This window comes from Ruegeria atlantica, assembly GCF_947495585.1.
Classification (GTDB): Bacteria; Pseudomonadota; Alphaproteobacteria; order Rhodobacterales; family Rhodobacteraceae; genus Ruegeria; species Ruegeria atlantica_G.
Map to the genome: position 1 here is coordinate 116601 of NZ_CANLZK010000006.1, position 24630 is coordinate 141230.

The following is a 24630-nucleotide window of genomic DNA, read 5'->3' on the forward strand; positions in this document are numbered from 1 at the left end:
CTGGTTAGCGGCGGTAAATGAAACAGCGCCCCTCGACGGCCCCTTCGGGCAGGGAAACTTCGGTCAAGGTATCGAAATACATCCGGTCGCTGGATACCATCAAACCACCCTCGGCCAACAGCGGCTCGATCAGCGGTGAAACAAATCTGGCGAAGTCGTCGTTCTTTTTGCGGTTGTGACCGCCCAAGTCCGCGTGGATCAGACTGGCTGTGGCTCCGAACCGATCCACCGAGGCAGGTAGTGTTTCGCGCACATCCCCCAAAATCACCCGATCTTCGGGCGGCGTGGAATCCGGATGCGACGCCACGGCGCGCTCGAATACATAGACAGGTCGACCTGAAACATACTGCACCATGTGATGATAGGTGCGCCCATTGCCCAACCCCAGTTCGAACACTGGCCCAGGCATTCCTTTGGTCTGAGAGATGGCATAATCTAGGCAGGCCCGTTGGGACACCATACGGTCGATGAACAGATCCAGGCGGCTTTGGTTGTCGGGCACGGGGAAATCTCTCCTTGATATCAGTCAGCTCATGATTTGGGGCCGACACCGCATGTGATGACAAATCCTCAAGGATTTGTGTAGGTAAATTGGCCTAAGTTTCACATTTTCGCGACAATTGGGCCCAAGAACGGGTTTGACTACACGGGCACAACCGCGCGAGACTAAGTCAAAAAACACAGGGAGTTGAATACGCCGATGTCGAACCACGGACGAACGGGTGGAAAACCCGCATGACTGCGTTGTTGTCCGTCAGAGACCTCAGCATCGGTTTTGGTGCGGGCGACTCAGTTGTCAAAGGAGTCAACTTTGATGTCGAGGCCGGGCAGACATTGGCTCTGGTTGGCGAATCCGGATCGGGAAAAACCATCTCGTGCCGGGCGGCCTTGCGCATTCTTCCACGTGCCGCGCAAATTCGCAGTGGAACGATTACCCTGAACGATTCGAAAGGCTTCGAGGATCTTACCAAGATCAGCGAACGCCAGATGCGCGACATTCGCGGCAATCGGATTTCGATGATTTTTCAGGAACCGATGCGATCGCTGTCCCCGTTGCACAAGATCGGCAATCAGGTCAGCGAGGTCTTGTGGCTGCATCGGAGCGCGTCCGAGGCGCAAGCCCGCAAAGAGGTCCTGACCCAATTCGAACGCGTAGGCTTTCCTGACCCGCAGCGTGCGTATGATTCTTACCCGTTCGAGTTGTCGGGCGGCATGCGCCAGCGCGCCATGATTGCGATGGCCATGGTTTCCAAGCCAGAACTGCTGATCGCGGATGAGCCGACGACCGCGCTGGACGTAACGACACAAGCGCAAGTGCTTGGTCTGATCAAGGAACTACAGCGCGAGACAGGAATGGCCCTGATCCTTGTGACGCACGATCTTGGTGTGGTTGCCAATATGGCGGAACAGGTCGTTGTCATGCACAAAGGCCGCGTGATGGAGGCAGGGGCTGCCGCCCCGATCCTAAGCGCCCCGGCGCACCCCTACACACAACAATTGTTCAACGCGGCCCCTGCAATTCCCGACGAAGATTCGGTCGGGCTGCCTATGCCGGATGATGACCTCATTCTACAGATGAAGGGGGTGTCCAAGACCTACACTATGCGGTCCAGCAGGGGCTGGCAGGGGGACAAGCTGATCCATGCCTGCCGAGGTGTGGATCTGAAATTAGCCCGCGGCAAAACACTGGCAATCGTCGGCGAAAGTGGCTCGGGCAAAACAACGGCCGCGCGGATCGCCCTTGGTGCGGAACTACCCGATCCGGGTGGCGAGGTACTGTTTCGCACCGCGCCTGGCGAAGACCCGATCACTGTGCACCACATGAACCGCTCTCAGCGCACGGCCTTTCAACGCAAGGCGCAGATGGTGTTTCAGGACCCGTACAGCTCTCTCAGTCCGCGGATGCGCATTCAAGACGCGCTGACCGAGCCTTTGGAAATCCACTCCATTGGTTCGACCGCTGAACAGCGGGACAAAGCGGTCGAGATGCTTCAGCGTGTGGGACTGAATGGTGATATGCTCAAACGCTATCCACACGCCTTTTCCGGCGGACAGCGGCAACGCCTTTCGATTGCGCGGGCGATGATGCTGGACCCGCAGCTGATTGTCTGTGACGAGCCGACATCGGCACTGGATGTATCGGTTCAGGAACAGATCCTGACCTTGCTGGAAAACCTGCAGGACCGGTTGAACTTGTCCTACCTGTTCATCTCTCACGACCTTGCGGTTGTGGCGCGCATTGCCGACGAAGTGGCCGTGATGCGCCGGGGTCTTGTCGTCGAACAGGCCCCGCCCGAGACGTTGTTTTATAACCCCCGACACCCTTACACCAAGGCGCTGATTGCCGCCCAACCAGAACCCGACATCAACCGGCCCATCGACCTTAAACTGGTTGCGTTGGGCGCTGGTTCACCAGACAGTTGGGATGACACCTTCCGATTTACGGACTCCGTGATACCCTCACTGGTAGAGATGGAGCCCGGCCATAAGGTACGATGCCATGTTTAAAACCACTCGCCCGCTCATTCTGGCTGCCACGTTGGTCGCCACTTTGGTCCTGCCCGCCACTGCTGGAACACCGACCCCTCAGGAAAGCGAATTCTGGCAAGCCGAGGTCAGCGCCGGGAATCTGCCGCCGGTCGCAGAACGCCTACCGGCCGAACCTTTGATCGTGGATCTGGCAGCCAAAGGCCGCGAGTTTGGTGCCCCCGGTGGTACCCTGCGCACCATGGTGACCCGGTCAAAAGACATCCGCCAGATGGTCGTCTACGGGTATGCGCGACTGGTTGGGTTTGACGAAAACTACGACATCGTCCCCGATCTACTTGAATCCTATGAAAATGACGGCAACCGGAAATTCACCCTGCATCTGCGTGACGGGCACAAGTGGTCCGATGGATCGCCGTTCACATCCGAAGACTTCCGGTATTGGTGGGAAGATGTCGCTAACAACGAGTTGCTCAGCCCATCTGGCCCACCTGATTTCCTGATTGTTGAAGGTAAAACGCCAACCGTGACCTTCCCGGATGAGACAACTATTGTCTTTGAGTGGGAAAACCCAAATCCTGATTTCCTGCAGTCGCTGGCCCAAGCGCGCCCGCCATTCATCTACCGGCCGTCTGAATTCCTCAAACAGTATCACGAGAAGTTCGCAGATGCTGAAGACCTCGCCTTTCAGGTCGAAGACGCACGGGTCAAAAGCTGGGCGGCGCTGCACAACAAGCTGGACAACCTCTACAAGTTCGACAACCACGAACTCCCGACGCTGCAGCCTTGGCTGAATGCAAGTTCGGGCAAGAAGATCCGCCACAATTTCGTTCGCAACCCTTATTATCACCGCATCGATTCCAACGGCGTTCAGTTGCCCTATATCGACATCGTCGAGATGGAAATCGTCGCCGCTGGCTTGGTCGCGGCCAAGACCAATGCTGGCGAAACTGATCTGCAGGGGCGCGGTCTGGCGTTTCGCGATGCATCTATCCTGAAAAAGGGTGAAGCCGGCGGAGACTACAAAACTCTGCTGTGGAAGACCGGTGTCGCATCGCAAATCGCGATCTACCCGAACCTGAACTACTCGGATGAAGTTTGGCGCGACGTTCTGCGCGATGTTCGTGTTCGGCGGGCGCTGTCCCTGGCCATCGACCGCAAAACCATCAATCAAGCGCTCTATTTCAAGCTGGCCCATCCCGGTGCGATGTCCGTTTTACCCGCGTCTCCGTTCTATGACGAGGAAAACGCAAAAGCCTGGGCGCAGTATGACGTTGAGATGGCCAACGCCCTCCTGGACGAAGCTGGCCTGGCCGAGCGCGATAAAAACGGCATTCGCCTGCTGCCGGATGGGCGCCCGATGGAACTGATCATCGAAACCGCAGGAGAGCGGCAAGAGGTTGAGAACGCGCTTCAGATCGTCACCGATACATGGCGTGAAATTGGTGTGGACCTGATCATGCGCCCACTGGACCGGGACATTCTGCGCAACCGCGTTTTTGCTGGCAACACCATGGCCTCAGTTTGGTTCGGTTGGGATGACGGTATCCCGCAGGCGCACACTTCCCCTGCTTATTTGGCACCTACGGATCAGGTGTTTCTGGCCTGGCCCAAATGGGGACAATTTTACCAAACCGGCGGCGATGTTGGTGAAGCGCCTGACATGCCTGAGGCTGAACGTCTAATGCAGCTGGCCCATGATTGGGAGGTTGCTACCACCGACGAAGAGCGTTCGGCAGTCTGGTCAGAAATGCTGAGCATCCACGCTGATCAGCTTTTCGCCATCGGAATTCTGAACGGCGCACCGCAGCCCATCGTAGTGTCCAACCGTCTGCGCAACGTGCCCGAGCAAGGCATGTGGGCGTGGGAGCCCGGCGCACATTTTGGCATTCACCGCCCCGACGAATTCTTTTTCGCCGACTAATCAGGAGCAGCTAAATGGTAATGCTGCGCTATGCGGTATATCGCTTTTTCACGATGCTGCTGACTTTGCTGGTGGTGTCGGTTCTGATCTTCGTGATCATCAACCTGCCACCCGGCGATTATCTGAGCAATCAGATCGCGGAATTGCAGGCCTCGGGCCAATCTGCCGGGGTCGCCAAGGCTGAATTCCTGCGCGCGGAATACGCCCTGGATCGCCCCATATGGGAACAGTACCTGGTTTGGATGGGCTTCTGGCCCGGACCGCACGGGTTTGAGGGCCTTCTTCAGGGCAATTACGGCTGGTCTTTTGAATTCGACCGCCCCGTGGCCGAGATCGTCGGCGATACCCTATGGCTGACTGTTGTGGTCAACCTGGCCGCTATCCTATTCGTTTATGCCGTTGCCCTACCGCTGGGCGTCCTCGCCGCAGCAAAATCGCGAACCTGGATTGACTATACGTCGGCCTTTGTTGGCTATCTTGGTTTGGCGACGCCCAACTTCCTGCTGGCACTGATCCTGTTCTATTACGGACACCGCTACTTCAACCTGCCCATCGGCGGCCTGATGGACCCATCCTTCGAAGGTCAGCCGATGAGCTGGGAAAAGCTGAAGTCCATTCTTGTCCACCTGATCGTACCGACTTTCGTCATTGGCACATCTGGCGCCTCTGCCATGATGCAGCGTCTGCGTGCGAACATGCTGGATGAACTGGGCAAACCTTATGTGGAAACGGCCATTGCCAAGGGTATGGCACCATCGCGAATGCTGACAAAGTACCCGCTGCGCGTGGCGTTCAACCCATTTGTTGCAGATATCGGGAACTTGCTGCCGTCGATGGTATCCGGGTCGGTACTGGTCTCAGTCGTGCTTGGTCTGCAAACCATCGGCCCGACCTTGCTGACCGCACTCAAGACCCAGGACCAATTTCTGTCTGCCTTCATTCTGATGTTCGTGGCCTTGCTGACCCTGATCGGCACCATGATCTCTGATATCTTGCTGGTCATGCTGGACCCGCGCATTCGGTACGAGGGGCGTGAAGCGTGACCAAACACACCGACGGTCGCTTTGTCGACGATGCACCCTTCGACGCGGATGCCGCCCTGCAACAGTTAGAGCGCGCAGATCTGGACGCACCCAACTGGGTTCTGGTCTGGCGCAAGTTCAAAACCCATAAGCTGGGTTTGATTTCAGGCGTTTTCCTACTGTTCTGCTACCTGATGCTGCCCTTCGCTGGATTCATCGCCCCCTATGGCCCGAATGAACGAAACGGCGAACACCTTTACGCCCCACCACAAAGCATCAATTGGTTCCACGATGGCTCCTTCATTGGCCCGTATGTCTATCCGATCGTGGCCGAAGCTGATCTTGAGACCTTTCAATGGAAATTTGTGCCCGACACGGAAGACCCTCGCCCGATCCGCTTTTTCTGCGAGGGGACCGAGTACAGGCTTGCAGGTCTTATAAAATCAGACACCCACCTGTTCTGTGCGCCAGAGGGCGCAACGCTGTTCCTTTGGGGATCCGATCGTTTGGGCCGCGATGTGTTCAGCCGCATTCTATATGGCGCGCAGCTGTCGCTGACTGTCGGCCTGATCGGCATTTCGGTATCATTCACCCTTGGCATCTTTTTTGGATCAATCGCCGGGTATTTCGGCGGCAAGATCGATTGGGTCATCAACCGCGTGATCGAGGTCTTGCGCTCGCTACCTGAGCTGCCGCTCTGGCTTGCCCTATCGGCGGCGGTGCCCTCAAACTGGAGCCCGGTTGCTGTTTTCTTCATCATCTCGATCATCCTCGGGATTCTCGATTGGCCCGGCCTCGCCCGTTCGGTACGCGCGAAATTCCTGTCCCTAAGGGAAGAGGAATACGTCCGCGCCGCCGAGATGATGGGCGCAAGCTCGGGCCGTGTGATCCGCAAGCACCTGCTGCCGAACTTCATGTCTCACCTGATCGCCTCGGCCACGTTGTCGATACCAGCCATGATCCTTGGGGAAACCGCGCTCAGCTTCCTGGGTCTTGGTCTGCGGGCCCCGGCCGTCAGTTGGGGGGTAATGCTGAACGACGCGCAGAACCTGGCCTCGATCGAGATCTACCCCTGGACGGCAATCCCGATGCTACCGATCATTGTTATCGTGCTGGCTTTCAATTTCCTGGGTGACGGGCTGCGTGACAGTCTGGATCCATACCAGCAATGAGCTTGATTTCAGCCCTTCCCGCAACCGACGGATACCGTAAAACGGGCACTGGGGCTTGGTCCAGTGTCTATGCGGTATCTGAACTGGCGACGGCAACTTTTGGCGCGGTGGGTCAGGAACTGGCACGTCTGACGACGGCGCTGAACCTGTCGCCCAGCGCGCCGGACGTGTCTGTGGATCACCGGTTGGCCTCGCTTTGGTATCAATACTCCTTCAAGCCCAATGGTTGGGAGATGCCTAGTCTCTGGGATGCGATAGCAGGCGACTACCAGACTGCGGATGGTTGGATCAGGTTGCACACCAACCTGCCCCGCCACCGAGCGGCGGCACTTAAGGTTCTTGAGGTCAAAGCAGATCGGGACGCGGTCTCTCAAGCAGTGCGGCGATGGTCCGCAAGCGAGCTGGAATCGGCAATCGTTGCCCAGGGTGGCGTTTCCGCAGCCATGCGCAGCCGGGCAGTGTGGTTAGAGCATCCGCAAGGTCGGGCCGTGTCCCGCGATCCACTGATCGGTTGGCACAGCCCGCGACAGATCAAACTGCGAGATCGATCCGAGGCCACGGCTGAGCGCCCTTTGGCAGGGTTGCGCGTCCTCGACCTGACGCGCGTGCTGGCTGGGCCGGTTTCAACGCGAACCCTTGCCGGTTTTGGTGCTGACGTTCTGCGTGTCGACCCGCCCGGTTGGGACGAGCCCGGTGTCATACCCGACATCTCATTGGGTAAATCCTGCACTTACCTCGATCTGAAATCGCCCTCAGGTTTGGAAAAGCTGCAAGAGTTGCTGTCTCAGGCCGATGTGTTCGTCCACGGGTATCGCCCCGGCGCTTTGGATGCGCTCGGCCTGACCAGGGCCAAGCGCGATGAATTGGCCCCAAACCGGGTCGAAGTCACTTTGGATGCTTATGGCTGGCAAGGCCCATGGGCCGCACGGCGCGGGTTTGACAGCCTTGTCCAAATGAGCGCAGGCATCGCGGATGCAGGCCGTGACTGGGCGAATGCGGACAAACCAACACCATTGCCGGTTCAGGCGCTGGATCATGCAACCGGCTATCTGATGGCCGCCGCTGTGCTGTCCGCCCTGGCTGAGGCCGCCTCGGGCAACGCGATCATGCTGGGCCAACTCTCTCTCGCACGCACGGCCGAGTTGTTGGCCATTCTCAGCAAGTCCGACACGAAAGAGGTCATCACCGGTGCCAGTCCGTCAGACTACAGCCAAGCTCTCGAAGAATCTGGCTGGGGCTCCGGTAACCGCCTGAAACCTGCTCTGACCGTTGGCAACGCCAAGATGTTCTGGGACAAGCCTGCACCTAAACTAGGCACGTCGGCTCCGGTCTGGGCCACGGCCATCACCTGAACCAACCGCCGCGCGGTACGCGCGGCCCGGCCCAACGCTTTGGGTCACGTCTCGCCAGAGACGTCACCCGAAGGGGCGGGAAACCCCCTCAGCGATCGTCCCCACCCGGACCGATATCGTCCAGATAATCCTCGTCAATCGCCGCCTGCACCGCACCCGTCACAGCTTCGCGCTGCTTGGGTGTCAAATCCTCGGGGTCCTTGCCTTCGGCCAGGCGCACGGTGACCTCACGGTGTGCGAACTTGATGCCTTCGCGGGCGAACAATTCGCGGATATCCTGATAGACTTTCTTGCGCACCAGCCATTGATCGCCCGGCTTGGTCATGAACTTGACCCGAATGATCATCGCAGAGTCCTGCATTTCGATCACGCCTTGCGACTTCAGCGGTTGGATAAAGTTGTCGCCGATCACCGGGTCGCTCAACAACTCTTGACCCAACTTCTTGATCAGCTTGCGCACCTTCTCGACATCGGTGTCATACGTCACCCGTAACGGCAGTTTCATGATCACCCAGTCGCGGGAATAGTTGGTCAGAACCTTGATCTCACCAAAGGGGATCGTGTTCAGCGCGCCCAGATGGTGACGCAGCTGGAACGACCGAACCGAGATCTTTTCGACAGTCCCCTTCACGTCGCCGATGTCGATATATTCACCCTTGCGGAATGCGTCATCCATCAGGAAGAACGCCCCCGAAAAGATATCGCGGACCAATGTCTGCGACCCAAAGCCCACGGCCAGGCCCACGACACCAGCACCCGCGAATAGCGGACTGACATTGATACCCAATTCCATCAGGGCAATCAGCGCTATGGTCACAACAACTACGGCCAGAATGGCCCCGCGGAACAAAGGCAACAATGTTGCAAGGCGGCTTTGCCCACCTTCTCCGCCTTCATCGCCCAGCTCAGCCTCACCACCGCCGTCGTCAATCTCCTGCGCGATCTTCGAGTCGATCCCGATGCGGAAGAAATGGAACAGGATGTAACCCATGAAGAGGATCACCATCACGTCCAGCGCCCGCTCGATCGGCAGGTCCTCGCTCCAGCTGGCATCCGGATTCCAGATGACAACCAACGCATACAGACCGACAACAAAAGCCAGAATACCGGCAACCCGCCGCGCCAGATCTTCGTAGGTCAGGATCGAGTGCTTGCGCATCTCGGCCTGCGGCGTTTCGATCACTTCAACCTCGGCATCCGCCTCATCAGCATCGGCATTCATTGCGTCCAGCTGGCTGTTGCGATTGAAGTACCGTTCCAGAAGATAGTTCATGGCCCCATAGGCAACCACGACCGACATGAAGATGGCATAGCTGCTGGCCACGATCGGGATCGAGTTTTGATTTTCCAGCACAAGGTCGACGGCCAGTTTGAACCAGCTGAACACCATGTACAGGATCAGCACCGGCGCCCATGCGAACGAGATCAGGCGCAGAATCCACGACACCTGATCCGGTGAGCGCCCGCCGCGAATAGCGTTCGAAATGGCGCGGGCATTGAACAGGATCATCAGGACATTGCCGATCGCACCAAACATGGTCAGACCGCCATAGACCAAGGCGTAGACGTTATAGTTCAACCCAAAATCAGCTACCCAAGTGGCAAAAAGCACGACGGTAATGTCGTAGGTCGCCAGCGCCGAAGCCCAGATATACAGGCGTTTGGCATCACGATCCGAGAACGGCGGCAAGCGATATTGGCTTAGATACGGGGATAGAACCATGCGCCACAGATCAGACACCGTACGCGACAGGAAGAAGGCGGTAAAAATTGCTGTGACCGTAAACTGGATCGAGATGTCCTCAGCCTCGCCGAAAAACACGAAACCGACGATAAGCGCCATCACCATGGCAAAAATCGTGGCGCCTATCCCCATAAGGAACCGGAACACCAAAAACGGCATCTTCTCGCGATAACCTTGCGGATCTTCCTTGGATCGCGCGACGACGATTCGCTTTGCGATGCGCTTGCCGTAGATTTCAATCGACAACCATCGTCCGATCAAAAGGAAGAGAACGTTCCAGAACAGGACCTCGACATAGGTCTGTATTCGGCCATCCGGGCTGGTTTGACGCAGGATGTATTGCACCTCGAAAATCGAATAAGGCAGCGCCTGAAGCCGTGAATTCATCGAGTCGCGAAATCTCGAAAACCGCTCCTGCGCTTTCATAAGCTGCGAACCGTCGCCCATCGGATCCCCGGGTGCAGCCTCGGGGGTGACACTGTTTTGCTGGCCGGAAGACACGATTTGCCCGGTGCTGTCGATGACAATCACACTCGCCCCGGCTTCGGTCGCGGAACGGATCGCCGTAGCCAGATCGCTGTCGCTGGCTGTGTCCGAGCTGCTGCCCCCGGCTGAGGGGTACCCCGGTATCAGAGAGGTCTGCGCAACTGCACCGGTGACCAGCGCCAGAGTAAGGGACCAGATTACAAACGTTAATCCAGCCAGCAATGTTCGTGTCATCGGATATTTTTCCAGTTCGCCATTCGTAACACAGGTTATCGAAGCCCGGTGGCGGGTTCAAATATTCAACCCCCGCAGCCTCAACATCTTATCAAGCCGTGTTCCCCGCACCATGCTGTGAACAGAAGTGTTTGCAACCCGGAAAAAACTGAATATGACCAACCAGACGCTGTCATCATGACGGATGGGCAGGAAATTTGATATAGAACAGGGCGCCGATGCGAAACCCACGGCTAAAATCGATACAAGCCGGTAACGACTGGTGGGATCAGTGATTTTGCACGCGGCTGAAAAAAATATATACGATACGGGTGCAAGCGCGCGGAGTTGCACCGGAACACTGAATTGGGCAAAGGCATGAGCCTAGGAAGACAAAACGATACAACCGGCCGTGCGCCGCGCATCTTGTTCTACAGCCACGATACGTTCGGGTTGGGTCACTTGCGCCGATCCCGTGCACTGGCTGGTGCGATGACGCAGGCTGACCCATCGGCATCGGCGCTGATCCTGACCGGGTCACCCGTGGCCGGGCGGTTCACCTTTCCGCGTCGCGTCGACCACGTGCGTTTGCCAGGTGTGACCAAACGCGCCGACGGGTCTTATGCATCCCAGACAATTGGCATGGGCATCGAGGAAGTGACAGAGTTGCGGGCGGGTCTGATCCAGACGGCGGTTCAGCAATTCGATCCCGACGTTCTTATCGTCGACAAGGAACCAACCGGTTTCCGCAGCGAGCTGTTGCCCACCCTGGAAAATTTGCTGCGGTCCCGCCGCACCAAAATGGTCCTGGGCCTGCGTGACGTTTTGGATGAACCCGAAGTGTTGGCCGCCGAGTGGGAGCGGAAAGAAGCCATTGCAGCAACCGAAAGGTTCTACGACGAAATCTGGGTGTACGGGTTGCGCTCGATCTATGATCCGACCGAGGGCCTGCCGCTCAGCCCTGCCGCGCAGTCGCGTATCCATTGGACCGGTTATTTGCGCCGCGATCTCGGGCCGATAGGCGATCCGCCTGAACAACCCTACATCCTGATTACGCCGGGCGGCGGCGGTGACGGCAAAGCTATGGTGAACCAGGTTTTGTGTGCCTATGAAAAGGATCCCAACCTGTCACCGCGCGCTGTCCTTGTCTACGGCCCCTTCCTTTCGGGCGAGCTGCGCGACGATTTCGAAACCCGCGTTGCTGCGCTGAATGGTCGGGTCACGGCTGTTGGCTTTGAATCGCAGATCGAAACGCTGTTCGCCGGCGCTGCAGGTGTGGTCTGCATGGGAGGCTACAATACGTTCTGCGAGGTGCTCTCGTTCGACAAACGCGCCGTCATCGTTCCACGCACGACACCACGGCTGGAACAGTGGATCCGCGCCTCACGCGCCGAGGGTCTGGGACTTGTCAGAATGCTGGACGAAAACCGTGACGGGTTGACGGCGGACGCGATGATTGAGGCTATTCGCAATCTGCCCGATCAGCCCTTGCCTTCTCAGGCAATCCGCGACGGCCTGCTTGATGGTCTGGACTATGTCACAAGCCGCGTAGATGCGCTGCTTGGTGGGGAACGGGAACGAGCCACCGGATGACTTCAGGAAAACCCAAGCTCGCGGTGCTGGTCAAAGGATGGCCGCGCCTTTCAGAGACGTTTATCGCACAGGAACTGGTCGCCTTGCAGGACGCAGGCCACAGCTTTGACATCTGGTCCCTGCGCCACCCGACCGACACCAAACGTCATCCACTGCATGATCGGTTCAAGGGACAAGTCCACTACCTGCCCGAGTACCTGTATGAAGAACCTGATCGCGTTTGGGCCGCGCGCCACATCGCGCAGACCCTGCCCGGCTATACCGAGGCTTATAAGGTCTGGCGCTCTGATCTGCGGCGCGACCCGACACAGAACCGCATCCGGCGTTTCGGGCAGGCCTGTGTTCTGGCCGCCGAGTTGCCCGGGGAAACGCAGGTGATGTATGCGCATTTCATGCACACGCCGTCGTCGGTCGCACGCTACGCCGCCATCATGCGCGGCCTGCCCTGGAGCTTTTCGGCACACGCCAAAGACATCTGGACGTCACCCGATTGGGAGAAAGCCGAAAAACTGCAGGCCAGCACGCATGGGGCCGCTTTTGGCGCAACCTGTACTGCCATTGGGGCGGAACACTTGCGCAGTTTGGCCGATGATCCGGCGCGGGTCGATCTGATCTATCATGGCTTGGACCTGAACCGTTTTCCCGACCCACCGACCCGCGCAGCTCGGGCACCGGATGGGCGGTTTCACATGCTCTCAGTCGGTCGTCTGGTCGAGAAAAAGGGCTTTGATCGCCTGATCGATGCGTTCGCCACGCTACCCAATTCGCTGGACTGGCACTGGACACATATTGGTGGCGGTGCGCTTGGTGATGCGCTGCGCGAACGGGCTGAGGCCCAAGGTATCGCGGACCGGATCACCTGGAAGGGCGCCTGTGACCAGCCCGAAGTGATCGAGGCGATGCGCGGCTCTGATCTGTTCGTGTTGCCCAGCCGGATCGCGGCTGACGGAGATCGCGACGGGTTGCCAAATGTTCTGATGGAGGCTGCGTCTCAACTGTTGCCGATCCTGTCGACACCGGTTTCCGCCATTCCGGAATTCATAAAAACCGGAACGCATGGCGTTTTGTCCGACGACAACCCGTCCGCACTTGCCAGCGCGATCACCGAAATGGCCGCCGCTCCTGAGCGTACTGCATCTATGGCCAACGCTGCCTATTCCCGCCTGATTGCCGAGTTCCGCATGGACCCCGGCATTGCCCTGTTGTCCAAACGGCTCAGCGCATTGGGCGCGGGCAAAGACTGATGGCCCGCGTCGCCTTTTTCTCACCGATGAAATCTCCGGACAGCCCGGTGCCATCGGGTGACAGGGAAATGGCGCGCAATCTGATCAGGGCGATCGGGGCGCAGGGCGACGAGGTCGATCTCGTATCGGACTTGCGCATTTACGACAAAACGGGCGATCCGGCGGTTCAACAACGTCTCTGTTCTGACGCCGATGCCGAAGCCCGGCGACTGATCGCGGACATGACCCACGACACGGATTTGTGGGTGACGTATCACAACTACTACAAGGCCCCCGATCTGCTGGGCCCTAAAGTGTGCGCCGCTCGGGGCATCCCCTATGTGCAATTGGAAAGTACCCGTGCGACCAGCAGGTTACGCGGCCCATGGTCCGGCTTTGCGCAAGCCGCACATGATGCCTGCGACGCGGCGAACGTCATTTTTTACCACACGGCCAACGATCTAATCACGCTGGAACGTGAAAAATTCGAGGATCAGCGTCTGGTCGAATTGCCGCCCTTTTTGCCAATCTCGAGCCTGCCGCCCGCTTCCTCATGTGACGGGCCGATGCTGACGGTGGGAATGATGCGGCATGGTGACAAACTGGCGTCGTACCAACTGCTGGCGCAGGCGCTGTCGCATTTGAACGGGGATTGGGCTTTGGATATTGCAGGGGATGGACCTGCGCGGGCTGAGATCGAAGACCTTATGACACCGTTTGGCTCCAAGGTCCGGTTTCTGGGGCAACTGGATCGTGACGCCCTGCAAAACTTATACGCAAATGCGTCCATCTTGGTGTGGCCCGGCGTGAATGAGGCATTTGGCATGATTTACCTTGAGGCTCAGGCCAGCGGAGTTCCGGTTGTTGCGCAGAACAGGCCCGGTGTCCGCGATGTTCTGGCGCCGGCCGACTACCCCGAGGTCGAAGCAGGACCCGAAGCGCTTGCCGCCAGGCTACAGACGCTGCTTGGAGACCCTGCCCTGCGCCGTTCGCTTGGTACGACAGCCCGGGAATACGTGTCCAACCGCCACCTGATGCCCGCAGCAACCGAACGGTTCTGGCAGGCTGCGCGGCCTTTGATCGGAGGCACCGCATGAGCCAACTTGCTCTTTTGCGCCACGGCCACACCCATTGGAACCGCGCTGGCCGTATTCAGGGCCGCAGTGACATCCCGCTGGACGATGACGCGCGCACCGAACTGGCCGGATATGAATTGCCCGAGTCATGGAACAAGGCAGCGCTCTGGTCCAGCCCCCTGCAGCGCGCCAGCGAAACCGCCGCATTGGTCGCGGGGCGAGAGCCCATGGTGTCCGAAGCCCTGACCGAGATGAACTGGGGCGACTGGGAAGGAAAGCGCGGCGTCGACCTGATTGCAGACGACGACAGCGGATATCGCCATATCGAGGATTGGGGTTGGGACTATTGCCCACCAAACGGCGAAAGCCCGGCGGACGTGCGGGCGCGATTGCAACCCTGGCTGGACGGATTGCAGGGCGACACCGTCGCCGTGTGTCACATCGGGATCATGCGCGTCATTCTGGCCTCGGCCTGGGGATGGAACTTTGACGGCACCGCCCCGTTCAAGATCAAGCGCAACCGACTTTATGTCATTGATCTGGATAGTTTTCAGCCGCAACCCGAACCAGTTCGACTGCTGCGACAAGGCCCCCGCGAATGAAAGTCATGATTGTTGTCACCCACCTGTTGGGCACCGGGCACCTGAGCCGCGCGTTGACGCTGGGCCGTGCCTTTGTCGCGGATGGGCATGATACCTTCGTGGTCTCTGGTGGGATGCCCGCTCCTCAGTTGGACACGGCCGGAATGACGCTGTTGGGCCTGCCCCCTTTGCGCTCGGATGGCACTGATTTCACCCGCCTTTTGACACAAGCCGGAACGGTGGCGGATGAGGGGTTTTTCGCGGCGCGCAAAACTGCTCTGGTTGAAGCAATTCGCAGCTTCGCACCGGATGTTCTGATCACCGAGCTTTATCCGTTTGGCCGCCGGTCTCTGGCAGGTGAATTTTCAGCCGCGCTGGAGACCGCTCGTGAAATACGCCCGCGCCCGGTAATTCTGGGATCGATCCGTGACATTCTGGCACCGCCCTCGAAACCCACAAAGGCAGAGCGGGCGGATGAGATCGTCGCAAAATACTACGACGGCATCCTTGTCCATTCGGACCAGAGCGTAGTGCCGTTGAACGTCAGTTGGCCTGTGTCTGAGCAACTAGAGGGCCGCCTTTTTTACACGGGTTTCGTGGCTCCACTGGCCCCAACGCCGCACAAGGATGCAACCGGCAAAGACGAAGTGCTTGTCAGCGCAGGCGGCGGTTCGGTTGGGCAACCGATCTTTCACGCGGCCATCGAGGCCGCCCGAAAGATGTCCAACAGGCACTGGCGCCTGTTGGTCGGCGGACAGGATGCAAAGGCACGCATTACCGAATTGCGGAAGCAAGTGGCGGATGCCCCTGTCACTTTGGAACCTGTGCGGCCCGATTTTCGCCAGATGCTGCCCCACGCGGCGGCTTCGGTCAGCATGTGTGGCTACAATACAGCATTGGATATTCTGCAGGCAGGAACCGCTGCCGTGTTTATCCCATTTGATGATGGTAGTGAGGTCGAGCAGAGCCTCCGCGCCCGCACCCTGGCGGAAATGCCCGCCATCGATGTCATCCCAAGCAAAGATTTGAACGGAGATCTGCTGGCCCATGCCGTGGGCCGTGTGATTTCATCGGAACCTCGTTCGGTCTCAGATCATAGGTTCGACGGCGCTGCGCAATCCGTACGAATCGCCAAGGGACTTTTGGAGCGCCGCGGATGAGTGTTGACTGGCGCAGTTTGACGGATGAGCTGGATATCTGGCGTCAACAAGGACTGGCGCTGCCTTTGTGGTGGCGCGACGATGATGCGGTTTCCACAACGCCGCAGCTTGATCGCTTGACCGCGATGTCAGACCACCTTGGAGTGCCTGTTCATCTGGCCATCATCCCCCGTGATGTCCAAGACACGCTGATCGAGTATGTAACTGCCCAGCCAAACCTGATCCCGGTCGTGCACGGTTGGGCCCATCAGAACCACGCACCACCGGATGAAAAGAAATCCGAATTCCGCCTGCACCGGCCCATGGACGATATCACTGGGGATATCGGCTCGGGGATATCGCGGCTGCGCACCCTGTTTGCAGATCGATTGTGCCCGATGTTCGTGCCGCCATGGAACCGCATAGCGCCAGAGGTGGTGCAGGAATTGCCCGCAGCGGGGTATCGCATCTTATCGACCGCCACGCCACGGTCCAGCCCGCAGGCAGCGCCTGGATTGGCCCAGATCAACACGCATCTGGATCCAATCGACTGGCGCGGATCACGCGGACTGGCCGACCAGGACATGTTGATCGCGAAAACCACTCTGCTGCTGCAAGATCGCCGCGGGGGTCGCGCAGACAACGCCGAGCCCTTTGGCATCTTGACCCACCATCTGGTTCATGATGAGGACATCTGGGCCTTTACCCACGACCTGCTGCACCGGCTGCTGAACGGGCCGGGCTTTGTCTGGTCTGCCCCCCAAGCCGATTGAAAACGGAGATCTGAATGAGCCGACTGGATTCCATGCTGCGCCGCCTGACCGCACAACGCGACGGTTTGAATTGGGCGGTAGATCAGATCTCGGGTATGGCAGGCGACGTGCTGGATATGGGCCTTGGAAACGGGCGCACTTATGATCACCTGCGGGAAATTCTGCCGGATCGAAGGATCTGGGTCATGGACCGCGTGCTGCAGTGCCATCCGTCCAGCACACCGCCAGCGGAAGATTTTTTGCAAGGTGAGGCCGAGCCGATGCTGCAGAAGCTGGCAGAAGGTGGACCCAGGATCGCTTTCGGTCACTACGATTTCGGGCGGGGTGTCAAGGAAGAGGACGTTGCCGAAGCGGCGCGCCTCAGCCCACTGATTGCGCAGGTGATGTTGCCCGGTGGTCTGCTAATCTCGGGCCAACCTTTGGTTGGCTTTGAACAGATAAGCGGCCCGGACACCATCGCGCCGGACCGTTACTTGTTCTATAGGGCCTGATCAGGCCACGCGCCGTCCGCGTGACCAAACGCCATTCAACGCAGGGGTGCCTTCGCGCATCCGGAACCGGATGACGTCCGCCCGGGTGCCCGACCGCAGCTCACCACGATCATCCAGCCCAACGACCTCTGCCGGTGTCTTTGTCACGGTTTTCAAACCGCGGGCAAAATCACCCCACATCTCGCCCAGTTTCATAGCAGACAGCAACAATGCGGATGGCACATAGTCCGAGGACAGTATGTCGAGATGGCCCAGCTGCGCCAGTTCATGCGCAGCGACATTGCCGGAATGCGATCCGCCCCGGATCACATTGGGTGCGCCCATCATCACCTTGATACCATGATCATGACAGGACTGCGCAGCCTCGACCGTGGTCGGGAATTCGGCAAGGGTGATCCCGTGACCGGCCGAAACGCGCACCTGTCCAACCGTCGTGTCATCATGGCTGGCCAGCATTGCACCAAACCGTTTGGCCGCTTTTACCGTCTCAACCTCGTGCAGATCACCATAGCGGTCGCGCATCGCCTTAAGGTCGGCCACGTGTTGCAGAAATCCATCTCCCTCAAGCCCCAGTTTGCCTTTCAGATACGCTTCCAGTTTCGACAAATCGCGGAACTGCCGTTGTCCGGGCGTGTGGTCCATGAGTGAGACCAGACCAACACGGTCTTCGGGCCCAAATTCGTTTAATTCTTCGGCCAGGGTTTCCGAGCAGACCTCGGCCCGCAAATGCAGAAAATGGCTGATCTTCAGCGCATCCTGTTCCCGCAATTGCCACAGTTCACGCGACAGACCGCGCGCGTATTTGACATAGCGTTGCCCGGACGGGATCGAGCCTATCCGCATCGCGTCGAACACCGTCGTGATCCCGGTACTGGCCAGTTCGGCATCATGGGCCAGAATAGCGGCTGCATGAGGCCAGTCGACCTTGGGCCGCGGCTGAATGTGGCGCTCAAGGTTGTCCGTGTGAAGTTCGACCAGACCAGGGCAGACATAATCCCCTTCGCAGTCAATTACGCCAGCGGGAACAGCCGGGCCGGTCGCGACCTCAGCAATCGTATCCCCCACAATCCGAAGGCTGCCCACGACCGTCTCATCGGGAAGAACAAGCGTGGCATTGGCAAGTATCATTTCTTCTGTCATCTGAACTTCACAAGGTTTGAGCTATTGGAAAGGCCACGCATAGGAGGCCAATGTGACATTCACGCGATACGCGATCTATTTTGCGCCACCGGCTCAGGCCGAATGGACAAGCTTTGCGACCCAATGGTTGGGCTGGGACATGGAAGCCGGAACCGAAGTTGCGCATCCTGTCATTGACGGCGTGGACGTCGGAGCCGCGACCGATGTTCCGCGCAAATACGGTCTTCACGCGACGTTGAAGCCGCCGTTTCGCCTGAACAAGGGGCAATCTCTGACCGACTTGCAAGATGCCTGCAAACGGTTGGCCGGAACGCAACCGCCCGTCACGCTGGACGGGTTCGAGATCGCCCGGCTGGGTCGTTTTCTGGCCCTGCAGCCGGTAGGTAATACCGACGCGCTGAACGCGCTTGCAGCGGCTTGCGTCCGCGAACTTGACAGCTTTCGCGCCCCCGCGCCCGCCGCGGAACTGGACCGCCGACGTGCCTCGGGCCTGACGCCGGAACAGGACGCCAACCTGCTGCTTTGGGGTTACCCTTACGTGATGGACACGTTCCGCTTCCACATCACCCTCAGCGGAAAACTGGACAAACCCACGCTGAAAACCGTGCAGCTCGCATTGGAGGACCATCTGGTTCCCCTGCTGCCCGCCCCATGTCAAATCAAGGATTTGGCGCTTATGGGCGAAGCCGAAGATGGGAGGTTTTGTCTGATCCATCGCTACACGCTTTCCGGTTGAAGCCCGGCAAGGATCGCATCAATCGTGACCTCCAGCGGCCCGGAATTATCAACTTCGATCACGCGGTTCAGCCCGTCCGGCAGGGGCGTGCCAGCCCGTCCCAGACGACGTGCCTGATCAGAGGCGCTTTCCCGCCCGCGTACAAAGAGGCGCTGCGCCAGCACCTCAGGGTCCGCTGTCAACGAAATCACGATCAGGTCGCCAAAAACCGCTTGCGCGTTCAACAGAACCGAACGGGACAGATTGACCAACAGCGCATTCGCCGTTTGCCGCTGGTCATCGATTTCAATCGGAATGCCATAGTGCAGCCCATGCGCGCTCCAGTGCAACGCAAAGGCTCCGTCCAGCACCATCTGTTCGAAGACTTCAATCGACACCCGGTCAAAATCCTCGCCTTCTTCGCCCTCGGGACGAGTAATCACCCGGCGAACCCGTCTGATACCTGGCGACGCCGCGACCAGCGCCTCCATGACGCTGTCTTTACCGACGCCAGACGGACCAACAACGGCTATGACCGGCGCAAGGCTCATGCCGCCATTCCCGGAGTGAACTTGGACACGTTGATCTCACGATCACAGACCCGGCTGCGCGCTTCGATATCGTGGAAGATGCCAACAATCGCCGCGCCGCGTTCTTTGGCCTCTTCGATCAAAGACAGCACCGTTTCGCGATTTTGCGCATCCAGTGAGGCAGTCGGTTCGTCCAACAGCATCGCAGGGTAATCATGCGCAAATCCACGTGCGATGTTCACCCGCTGTTGCTCACCACCCGAAAAAGTGGTCGGGCTCAGGCTCCATAGTCTTTCGGGAATGTTCAACCGCCCCAACAAACCCGCCGCCTTATCCAGCGCCGCTTGCTTGTCGCATCCAACGGCCAACAGCGGCTCGGCCACCACCTCAACCGTCGGAACCCTGGGGACCACGCGCAGGAACTGACTGACATAGCCAAGCGTCTCACGCCGCAAAGTCAGAATTTCGCGCGGTTCGGCCTTGGCAACGTCCAGATCACCGACAAGAACCTGTCCTGATGCGGCCAGATAATTCCCATAGATAACCCGCATCAGCGTTGATTTTCCTGCCCCCGAGGCTCCGGTCAGGGCGACGCATTCACCTGCGGCGACTTTCAGCGATGCACCCTGCATCACCGGAATTACGGCACTACCCTGATTATGCAGGGTAAAGCTTTTGCTGACATTGATAAGCTCAATCATAGCACTTCATCTTTTTCCAAACACTCAAACCTGCAAAACGCTGGACACGAGCAACTGCGTGTAGGCATGTTGTGGATCGTCCAGAACCTGATCGGTCAACCCGGCCTCGACCACATGACCGTTTTTCATCACCATTAGTCGATCCGCCAGCAGGCGCACGACGGCGAGGTCATGGGTGACGATGATCGCGCTCAACCCCATCTCACGCACCAACCCGCGCAGCAGATCCAGCAGACGCGCCTGAACGGAAACATCCAGCCCACCCGTTGGTTCATCCATGAATACGAGGCGCGGCCCCGTGACCAGATTGCGGGCAATCTGCAATCGCTGCTGCATCCCGCCAGAAAAGGCCGACGGGCGGTCATCTACACGAGATTCCTCAATCTCAACCCGGCCCAGCCAGTCGATCGCACGGGCCCGGATGTCGCCATAGTGGCGATCCCCCACCGCCATTAGACGCTCACCAATATTGCCGCCAGCACTGACCGACATCCGCAGGCCATCGCGCGCATGCTGATGTACAAAGGCCCAGTCCGTTCGGCTCAGCATCCGGCGTTCCGGTTCGAACATGGTGACCGTATCCACTGGGCCATCAGCACGTGTGTCAAAAATCACCTGCCCTGCATCGGGTTCCAGATGACCGGCCATGCAATTCAACAGCGTCGACTTGCCCGATCCGCTTTCACCCACGATCCCCATTACTTCTCCAGGGAAGAGATCAAAACTCACATCCGAGCACCCGATCCGCGCGCCATAGCGCTTTTCGATGCCTTTGACCTGCAATAAGGGGGTCATGCCGCATTCTCCTCGGCCAATCGGCCCTTGTGGCCCGCTTCGCGGCGTGACCGGCAATAATCGGTGTCGGAACAGACGAACATCCGGTTGCCTGCATCATCCATGATCACTTCGTCGAGATAGCTATCCTCTGCCCCACAAAGATCGCATGGGTGATCGGCCTTGGTGGCCTCAAACGGGTAATCCTCGAAATCCAGACTGACGACCTTGGTATGCGGCGGAACCGCGTAAATCCGCTGTTCACGTCCCGCACCAAACAGCTGGATCGCGTCCATCTCAAGTTTTGGGTTGTCGAATTTCGGGATCGGCGACGGATCCATCACGTAGCGGTCCGACACTTTCACCGGATAGGCATATGCGGTCGAAATCGCCCCGTGCTGGCTGATGTCCTCGTACAGCTTCACATGCATCAGCCCATATTCTTCGAGGCTGTGCATCTTGCGGGTCTCGGTCTCACGCGGTTCCAGAAAGCGCAGAGGTTCCGGGATCGGCACTTGATAAACGATGATCTGGTCCTTGCGCAGCTTCGCCTCGGGGATGCGGTGGCGGGTCTGGATGACAGTGGCCTTTTCGGTTTCCTCGGTCGTTTCCACACCTGCCGTGTTCTCAAAAAACTTGCGGATCGACACAGCATTGGTGGTGTCATCGGCACCCTGATCGATCACTTTAAACGTGTCTTCGGGTGTTAATGTTGCGGCTGAAACCTGCACTCCACCGGTGCCCCAGCCATATGGCATCGGCATTTCACGGCTGGCGAATGGCACCTGATAACCGGGCACAGCCAGACCTTTCAGAATGGCGCGCCGGATCATTCGCTTGGTTTGTTCGTCCAAATATGCGAAGTTATACTCATTCATTTTGATGTATCACTTTGTTTTTGGTGTTTTTGTGGACGTATTTCTGTTGGGCGCACTGTTATTGGCGCTATTGGTGTATCTTTTCTTTCACTCTCGTCATGCGAAGCGTCGACGTCGTGCGCAAAGGCGGGATCCAAATGGCGAATGGAGTTCGGTTGGCGCGCGCACGGACCCGCCACCCGGTAGAAACCTGCGACGCCCGTAAGGCAGGTTTGGCAATTCGTCAGCTTGGTGCGCCCCAGTGGAGATGCAGACGCAGTCCAGCTCATAAGCGACCCCTTGCACACAGCTCGGCCTCCAACACTTGAGGAGAGGTAGAGTGGACGCTGCTTTTGCAAACGGACTGCGCGGCGTCTTCGAACGCCAGTTCGTCGGCCCATGCCAAGTGGGGCTGCCAGTCGAGCAACAGATCACCGATATCGAACACGGCAGCCATCATTCTGCGGCCTCCTTTGGCGTGATCCGCTCTTCGGCCTCACGGCTCAGTTTGCGGACCAGTTCCAGTTCGGACTGAAAGTCGACGTAATGCGGCAGTTTGATATGTTCCAGGAATCCGGTCGCCTGAATGTTGTCCGCGTGGCTGAGGACGAATTCCTCGTCCTGCGCGGGTGCGCCCAGATTGTCTTCGCCCAACTCTTCCCAACGCAGGGCGCGATCCACCAAAGCCATCGCGATGGATTTCCGTTCAGACTGACCAAACACCAAACCATAGCCACGGGTGAATTGCGGGGGTTCCGTCTTGGAACCTTTGAACTGGTTCACCGTCTCGCATTCGGTCAATTCGATTTCGCCGATGTCGATGGCGAAACCCAGTTCCGGGATGTCCATTTCCACTGCAACCTTTCCGATCCGCAACTCACCGACGAAAGCGTGATTGCGGGCGTAGCCGCGTTGGGTGGAATAGGCCATGCCCAGCACAAACCCCTCGTCCCCGCGGGTCAGGGATTGCAGACGCAGGGGGCGGTTCGACGGAAACTCCATCGGTTCGCGGGTCAGATCACCCGGGGTAGTGTCACTGGCGGGTTCATCCTGAATGATGTCCTCGCCCTTCAGGAACTCAGTGATATGCGGCGTCGCCTCGGTGCGGGGTTGCGCCGTAGGCGCCGCCGGAACCTCACCTTCTGCGGCCAGTTTGAAGTCCAGCAATCGGTGTGTGTAATCAAAGGTTGGCCCCAGCACCTGCCCGCCCGGCGCATCCTTGAACGTGGCCGAAATCCGGCGATCACACGCCATCTCATCAGTCTTAACCGGGTTCGAATAGCCAAATCGCGGCAATGTCGTCCGATAGGCTCGGATCAGAAAGATCGCTTCGATCAGATCACCGCGCGATTGTTTGATGGCCAGGGCCGCCAAATCGGGGTCGTACAAGGACCCCTCGGCCATCACCCGATTGACCGCCAAACCCAGCTGTTCGCGGATTTGGGCGATGCTCAGTTCGTCAATGTCGGTTGCGCCGCGTCTTTCTTCCGCCAACCAGGCATGTGCGTTTTCGATGGCCGTCTCGCCACCCTTGACTGCAACATACATTGCCTAGGCCTCCACACTGATTTGGGTACTGCGAGGCAGGGCCGCCACCCGGTCGCCGCAGGTAAAAAAGAAGTCACATCCAAGCGGGTACAAAGCCGCGTTGGCCTGCATTGCCAGAGCATCCGGCAAGGAAAGCCGCGCAGTGTCTTTGATCCCTGGACCACTTAGAATGGCACCTGCTTGTTGCAGCGCGTCACATTCAACAATCAAGGTGGCCGAGCGATCTGGGTATTCTGCGGTACCGATACGAAATGATCCCAGTGGGCTGAGCTCGGCCCAACTCCCTACGGCGAAATCTGCTACAGCAGCCTGTGAAATGGGCACACCTGTGTGAAAGGTCAGCCACTCGCGCACCGCATCGTTGTTGAACGCGCCCGCCAGATGGACCTTTGTCTCGGGGTCACACAAAGTCAGCAGCAAGGTTCCTGCTGCGATCGATAGGGGCTTTGGCGGTTGCGCACCCCTCAGGTCACGGATTTCTCCGGGCTGGGCCATTACGGTCATGGTGGCGCGGAATGCATGCGCGGCCTGGACCGGTGCATTCTGAAAACCCCCGGAAAATTGGGTCTGCGCCGTCATGTGTCCTCTCCCCTTACCATGGTGAAAAACTCAACCTTCGTCGCTGCGGCTTTGGAGGCGCGATCTGTTCTGGCGGACTGCATCTGACCCTTGAGCGGTGCGATCACTTGGTCATGAACTGCACCCGCATCCGAGGTCTGCATCAAGGCATCAATCAACGCGGCCGCCTGGGCCTTGGACTTGGACCGGCCCTGCACGTATCCATGCCCAACCGTTCCATCCTGCAGCACCAGAGAACACCGCGTGACGGTCATTTCGCCAATGTTGAACCGAGCGCCAGTGCCACCAGTGCGCCCGTGCACCATGACGCCGCCCACTTCGGGGCTGCGCAGCCATTCAAAATTCGGGCGTACTTCGTACTTGTCCCAAAGGGGCATCAGCGCGCTTTCGGGCGCACGCGCCAGCAGGCCCATCCAGTCCTGTCGCGTTGCCTTAGAATTATATGTTTGATCTGTCATCAAAGCCTCTTGGCCGGGTTGTCTACGTGATATATACAACTAGACAAATACT

The 24630-nt window shown here is 58.6% G+C and carries 24 protein-coding genes; 13 read left to right on the forward strand and 11 right to left on the reverse strand.

The window, feature by feature from the left end; translation table 11 throughout:
* Positions 1-4: 4 nt before the first annotated feature.
* A complete protein-coding gene (locus QMP16_RS12610; protein ID WP_282152649.1) occupies positions 5-502 on the reverse strand; it encodes a class I SAM-dependent methyltransferase in 498 nt (165 codons plus the stop codon).
* Positions 503-735: 233 nt separating this feature from the next.
* Between QMP16_RS12610 and QMP16_RS12615 the strand changes: the two genes are divergently transcribed.
* Genes QMP16_RS12615 through QMP16_RS12635 form a run of 5 tightly spaced genes read left to right on the forward strand, consistent with a single transcriptional unit; the run spans position 736 to position 7957 of the window.
* Positions 736-2508 (forward strand): ABC transporter ATP-binding protein, encoded by a 1773-nt coding sequence (locus tag QMP16_RS12615; protein WP_282152650.1) that lies wholly within the window; start codon positions 736-738, stop codon positions 2506-2508.
* Positions 2501-4411 carry an ABC transporter substrate-binding protein gene (locus QMP16_RS12620; RefSeq protein ID WP_282152651.1) on the forward strand — a complete coding sequence of 637 codons (1911 nt, stop codon included), beginning with the start codon at positions 2501-2503 and terminating at the stop codon, positions 4409-4411. The genes QMP16_RS12615 and QMP16_RS12620 overlap by 8 nt, the downstream gene beginning before the upstream one ends.
* A gap of 14 nt (positions 4412-4425) precedes the next feature.
* The gene (locus QMP16_RS12625) at positions 4426-5454 is read left to right on the forward strand and encodes an ABC transporter permease (protein WP_108860926.1); all 1029 of its coding nucleotides are present in this window, start codon (positions 4426-4428) and stop codon (positions 5452-5454) included.
* On the forward strand, positions 5451-6605 hold the full coding sequence (locus QMP16_RS12630; protein ID WP_109312530.1) for an ABC transporter permease: 1155 nt from the start codon (positions 5451-5453) through the stop codon (positions 6603-6605). The genes QMP16_RS12625 and QMP16_RS12630 overlap by 4 nt, the downstream gene beginning before the upstream one ends.
* A complete protein-coding gene (locus tag QMP16_RS12635; protein WP_282152652.1) occupies positions 6602-7957 on the forward strand; it encodes a CoA transferase in 1356 nt (451 codons plus the stop codon). The genes QMP16_RS12630 and QMP16_RS12635 overlap by 4 nt, the downstream gene beginning before the upstream one ends.
* A gap of 88 nt (positions 7958-8045) precedes the next feature.
* Here the strand turns inward: QMP16_RS12635 and QMP16_RS12640 are convergent, their stop codons facing one another.
* Positions 8046-10421 (reverse strand): mechanosensitive ion channel family protein, encoded by a 2376-nt coding sequence (locus QMP16_RS12640; protein ID WP_282152653.1) that lies wholly within the window; start codon positions 10419-10421, stop codon positions 8046-8048.
* A 357-nt stretch (positions 10422-10778) separates the two neighbouring features.
* On the opposite strand from QMP16_RS12640, the gene QMP16_RS12645 reads away from it, so the two are divergent.
* Genes QMP16_RS12645 through QMP16_RS12675 form a run of 7 tightly spaced genes read left to right on the forward strand, consistent with a single transcriptional unit; the run spans position 10779 to position 17276 of the window.
* A complete protein-coding gene (locus QMP16_RS12645) occupies positions 10779-11993 on the forward strand; it encodes a glycosyltransferase family protein (RefSeq protein WP_282152654.1) in 1215 nt (404 codons plus the stop codon).
* Positions 11990-13237, forward strand: coding sequence for a glycosyltransferase family 4 protein (locus QMP16_RS12650; RefSeq protein ID WP_282152655.1), 1248 nt, complete (start codon positions 11990-11992; stop codon positions 13235-13237). The genes QMP16_RS12645 and QMP16_RS12650 overlap by 4 nt, the downstream gene beginning before the upstream one ends.
* A complete protein-coding gene (locus tag QMP16_RS12655) occupies positions 13237-14313 on the forward strand; it encodes a glycosyltransferase family 4 protein (protein ID WP_282152656.1) in 1077 nt (358 codons plus the stop codon). Before QMP16_RS12650 ends, QMP16_RS12655 begins: the two co-directional genes overlap by 1 nt.
* Entirely contained in the window at positions 14310-14894 is a 585-nt protein-coding gene (locus QMP16_RS12660) for a histidine phosphatase family protein (RefSeq protein ID WP_282152657.1), read from the forward strand. The genes QMP16_RS12655 and QMP16_RS12660 overlap by 4 nt, the downstream gene beginning before the upstream one ends.
* Positions 14891-16033 (forward strand): glycosyltransferase family protein, encoded by a 1143-nt coding sequence (locus QMP16_RS12665; RefSeq protein WP_282152658.1) that lies wholly within the window; start codon positions 14891-14893, stop codon positions 16031-16033. Before QMP16_RS12660 ends, QMP16_RS12665 begins: the two co-directional genes overlap by 4 nt.
* Positions 16030-16785 (forward strand): polysaccharide deacetylase family protein, encoded by a 756-nt coding sequence (locus QMP16_RS12670; protein WP_282152659.1) that lies wholly within the window; start codon positions 16030-16032, stop codon positions 16783-16785. Before QMP16_RS12665 ends, QMP16_RS12670 begins: the two co-directional genes overlap by 4 nt.
* A gap of 14 nt (positions 16786-16799) precedes the next feature.
* The gene (locus tag QMP16_RS12675) at positions 16800-17276 is read left to right on the forward strand and encodes a class I SAM-dependent methyltransferase (protein ID WP_282152660.1); all 477 of its coding nucleotides are present in this window, start codon (positions 16800-16802) and stop codon (positions 17274-17276) included.
* Here QMP16_RS12675 and QMP16_RS12680 read toward each other — a convergent pair whose 3' ends face one another.
* Positions 17277-18416 (reverse strand): alpha-D-ribose 1-methylphosphonate 5-triphosphate diphosphatase, encoded by a 1140-nt coding sequence (locus QMP16_RS12680; RefSeq protein WP_282152661.1) that lies wholly within the window; start codon positions 18414-18416, stop codon positions 17277-17279.
* A 52-nt stretch (positions 18417-18468) separates the two neighbouring features.
* Here QMP16_RS12680 and QMP16_RS12685 point away from each other — a divergent pair, with 52 nt between their 5' ends.
* A complete protein-coding gene (locus tag QMP16_RS12685; protein ID WP_282152662.1) occupies positions 18469-19152 on the forward strand; it encodes a DUF1045 domain-containing protein in 684 nt (227 codons plus the stop codon).
* Here the strand turns inward: QMP16_RS12685 and phnN are convergent.
* The 8 genes from phnN to phnG all read right to left on the reverse strand — a co-directional run bounded on the left by phnN (position 19134) and on the right by phnG (position 24578).
* On the reverse strand, positions 19134-19682 hold the full coding sequence (gene phnN, locus QMP16_RS12690; protein ID WP_282152663.1) for a phosphonate metabolism protein/1,5-bisphosphokinase (PRPP-forming) PhnN: 549 nt from the start codon (positions 19680-19682) through the stop codon (positions 19134-19136). The genes QMP16_RS12685 and phnN overlap by 19 nt on opposite strands.
* Positions 19679-20362 (reverse strand): phosphonate C-P lyase system protein PhnL, encoded by a 684-nt coding sequence (gene phnL / locus QMP16_RS12695; RefSeq protein ID WP_282152664.1) that lies wholly within the window; start codon positions 20360-20362, stop codon positions 19679-19681. The genes phnN and phnL overlap by 4 nt, the downstream gene beginning before the upstream one ends.
* A gap of 24 nt (positions 20363-20386) precedes the next feature.
* Positions 20387-21157: a phosphonate C-P lyase system protein PhnK gene (phnK, locus tag QMP16_RS12700; RefSeq protein WP_282152665.1), complete on the reverse strand. Its 771-nt coding sequence runs from the start codon at positions 21155-21157 to the stop codon at positions 20387-20389.
* A complete protein-coding gene (locus QMP16_RS12705) occupies positions 21154-22014 on the reverse strand; it encodes an alpha-D-ribose 1-methylphosphonate 5-phosphate C-P-lyase PhnJ (RefSeq protein ID WP_058279424.1) in 861 nt (286 codons plus the stop codon). Before QMP16_RS12705 ends, phnK begins: the two co-directional genes overlap by 4 nt.
* Positions 22015-22279: 265 nt before the next feature.
* Positions 22280-22453 carry a hypothetical protein gene (locus QMP16_RS12710; RefSeq protein ID WP_282152666.1) on the reverse strand — a complete coding sequence of 58 codons (174 nt, stop codon included), beginning with the start codon at positions 22451-22453 and terminating at the stop codon, positions 22280-22282.
* Positions 22450-23541, reverse strand: coding sequence for a carbon-phosphorus lyase complex subunit PhnI (locus QMP16_RS12715; RefSeq protein WP_282152667.1), 1092 nt, complete (start codon positions 23539-23541; stop codon positions 22450-22452). Before QMP16_RS12715 ends, QMP16_RS12710 begins: the two co-directional genes overlap by 4 nt.
* 3 nt (positions 23542-23544) lie before the next feature.
* On the reverse strand, positions 23545-24120 hold the full coding sequence (gene phnH, locus QMP16_RS12720; protein WP_282152668.1) for a phosphonate C-P lyase system protein PhnH: 576 nt from the start codon (positions 24118-24120) through the stop codon (positions 23545-23547).
* Positions 24117-24578, reverse strand: a complete 462-nt coding sequence (phnG, locus tag QMP16_RS12725; protein WP_282152669.1) for a phosphonate C-P lyase system protein PhnG — start codon at positions 24576-24578, stop codon at positions 24117-24119. The genes phnH and phnG overlap by 4 nt, the downstream gene beginning before the upstream one ends.
* Positions 24579-24630 lie beyond the last annotated feature (52 nt).

Excerpts from the sequence above, each read along its gene's own strand:
- QMP16_RS12615 (WP_282152650.1), top strand. The coding sequence starts at position 736 with ATGACTGCGTTGTTGTCCGTCAGAGACCTCAGCATCGGTTTTGGTGCG.
- QMP16_RS12620 (WP_282152651.1), top strand. The coding sequence starts at position 2,501 with ATGTTTAAAACCACTCGCCCGCTCATTCTGGCTGCCACGTTGGTCGCC.
- QMP16_RS12625 (WP_108860926.1), top strand. The coding sequence starts at position 4,426 with ATGGTAATGCTGCGCTATGCGGTATATCGCTTTTTCACGATGCTGCTG.
- QMP16_RS12635 (WP_282152652.1), top strand. The coding sequence starts at position 6,602 with ATGAGCTTGATTTCAGCCCTTCCCGCAACCGACGGATACCGTAAAACG.
- QMP16_RS12640 (WP_282152653.1), bottom strand. The coding sequence starts at position 10,421 with ATGACACGAACATTGCTGGCTGGATTAACGTTTGTAATCTGGTCCCTT.
- QMP16_RS12645 (WP_282152654.1), top strand. The coding sequence starts at position 10,779 with ATGAGCCTAGGAAGACAAAACGATACAACCGGCCGTGCGCCGCGCATC.
- QMP16_RS12650 (WP_282152655.1), top strand. The coding sequence starts at position 11,990 with ATGACTTCAGGAAAACCCAAGCTCGCGGTGCTGGTCAAAGGATGGCCG.
- QMP16_RS12655 (WP_282152656.1), top strand. The coding sequence starts at position 13,237 with ATGGCCCGCGTCGCCTTTTTCTCACCGATGAAATCTCCGGACAGCCCG.
- QMP16_RS12660 (WP_282152657.1), top strand. The coding sequence starts at position 14,310 with ATGAGCCAACTTGCTCTTTTGCGCCACGGCCACACCCATTGGAACCGC.
- QMP16_RS12665 (WP_282152658.1), top strand. The coding sequence starts at position 14,891 with ATGAAAGTCATGATTGTTGTCACCCACCTGTTGGGCACCGGGCACCTG.
- QMP16_RS12670 (WP_282152659.1), top strand. The coding sequence starts at position 16,030 with ATGAGTGTTGACTGGCGCAGTTTGACGGATGAGCTGGATATCTGGCGT.
- QMP16_RS12675 (WP_282152660.1), top strand. The coding sequence starts at position 16,800 with ATGAGCCGACTGGATTCCATGCTGCGCCGCCTGACCGCACAACGCGAC.
- QMP16_RS12680 (WP_282152661.1), bottom strand. The coding sequence starts at position 18,416 with ATGACAGAAGAAATGATACTTGCCAATGCCACGCTTGTTCTTCCCGAT.
- phnN (WP_282152663.1), bottom strand. The coding sequence starts at position 19,682 with ATGAGCCTTGCGCCGGTCATAGCCGTTGTTGGTCCGTCTGGCGTCGGT.
- phnL (WP_282152664.1), bottom strand. The coding sequence starts at position 20,362 with ATGATTGAGCTTATCAATGTCAGCAAAAGCTTTACCCTGCATAATCAG.
- phnK (WP_282152665.1), bottom strand. The coding sequence starts at position 21,157 with ATGACCCCCTTATTGCAGGTCAAAGGCATCGAAAAGCGCTATGGCGCG.
- QMP16_RS12705 (WP_058279424.1), bottom strand. The coding sequence starts at position 22,014 with ATGAATGAGTATAACTTCGCATATTTGGACGAACAAACCAAGCGAATG.
- QMP16_RS12710 (WP_282152666.1), bottom strand. The coding sequence starts at position 22,453 with ATGATGGCTGCCGTGTTCGATATCGGTGATCTGTTGCTCGACTGGCAG.
- QMP16_RS12715 (WP_282152667.1), bottom strand. The coding sequence starts at position 23,541 with ATGTATGTTGCAGTCAAGGGTGGCGAGACGGCCATCGAAAACGCACAT.
- phnH (WP_282152668.1), bottom strand. The coding sequence starts at position 24,120 with ATGACGGCGCAGACCCAATTTTCCGGGGGTTTTCAGAATGCACCGGTC.
- phnG (WP_282152669.1), bottom strand. The coding sequence starts at position 24,578 with ATGACAGATCAAACATATAATTCTAAGGCAACGCGACAGGACTGGATG.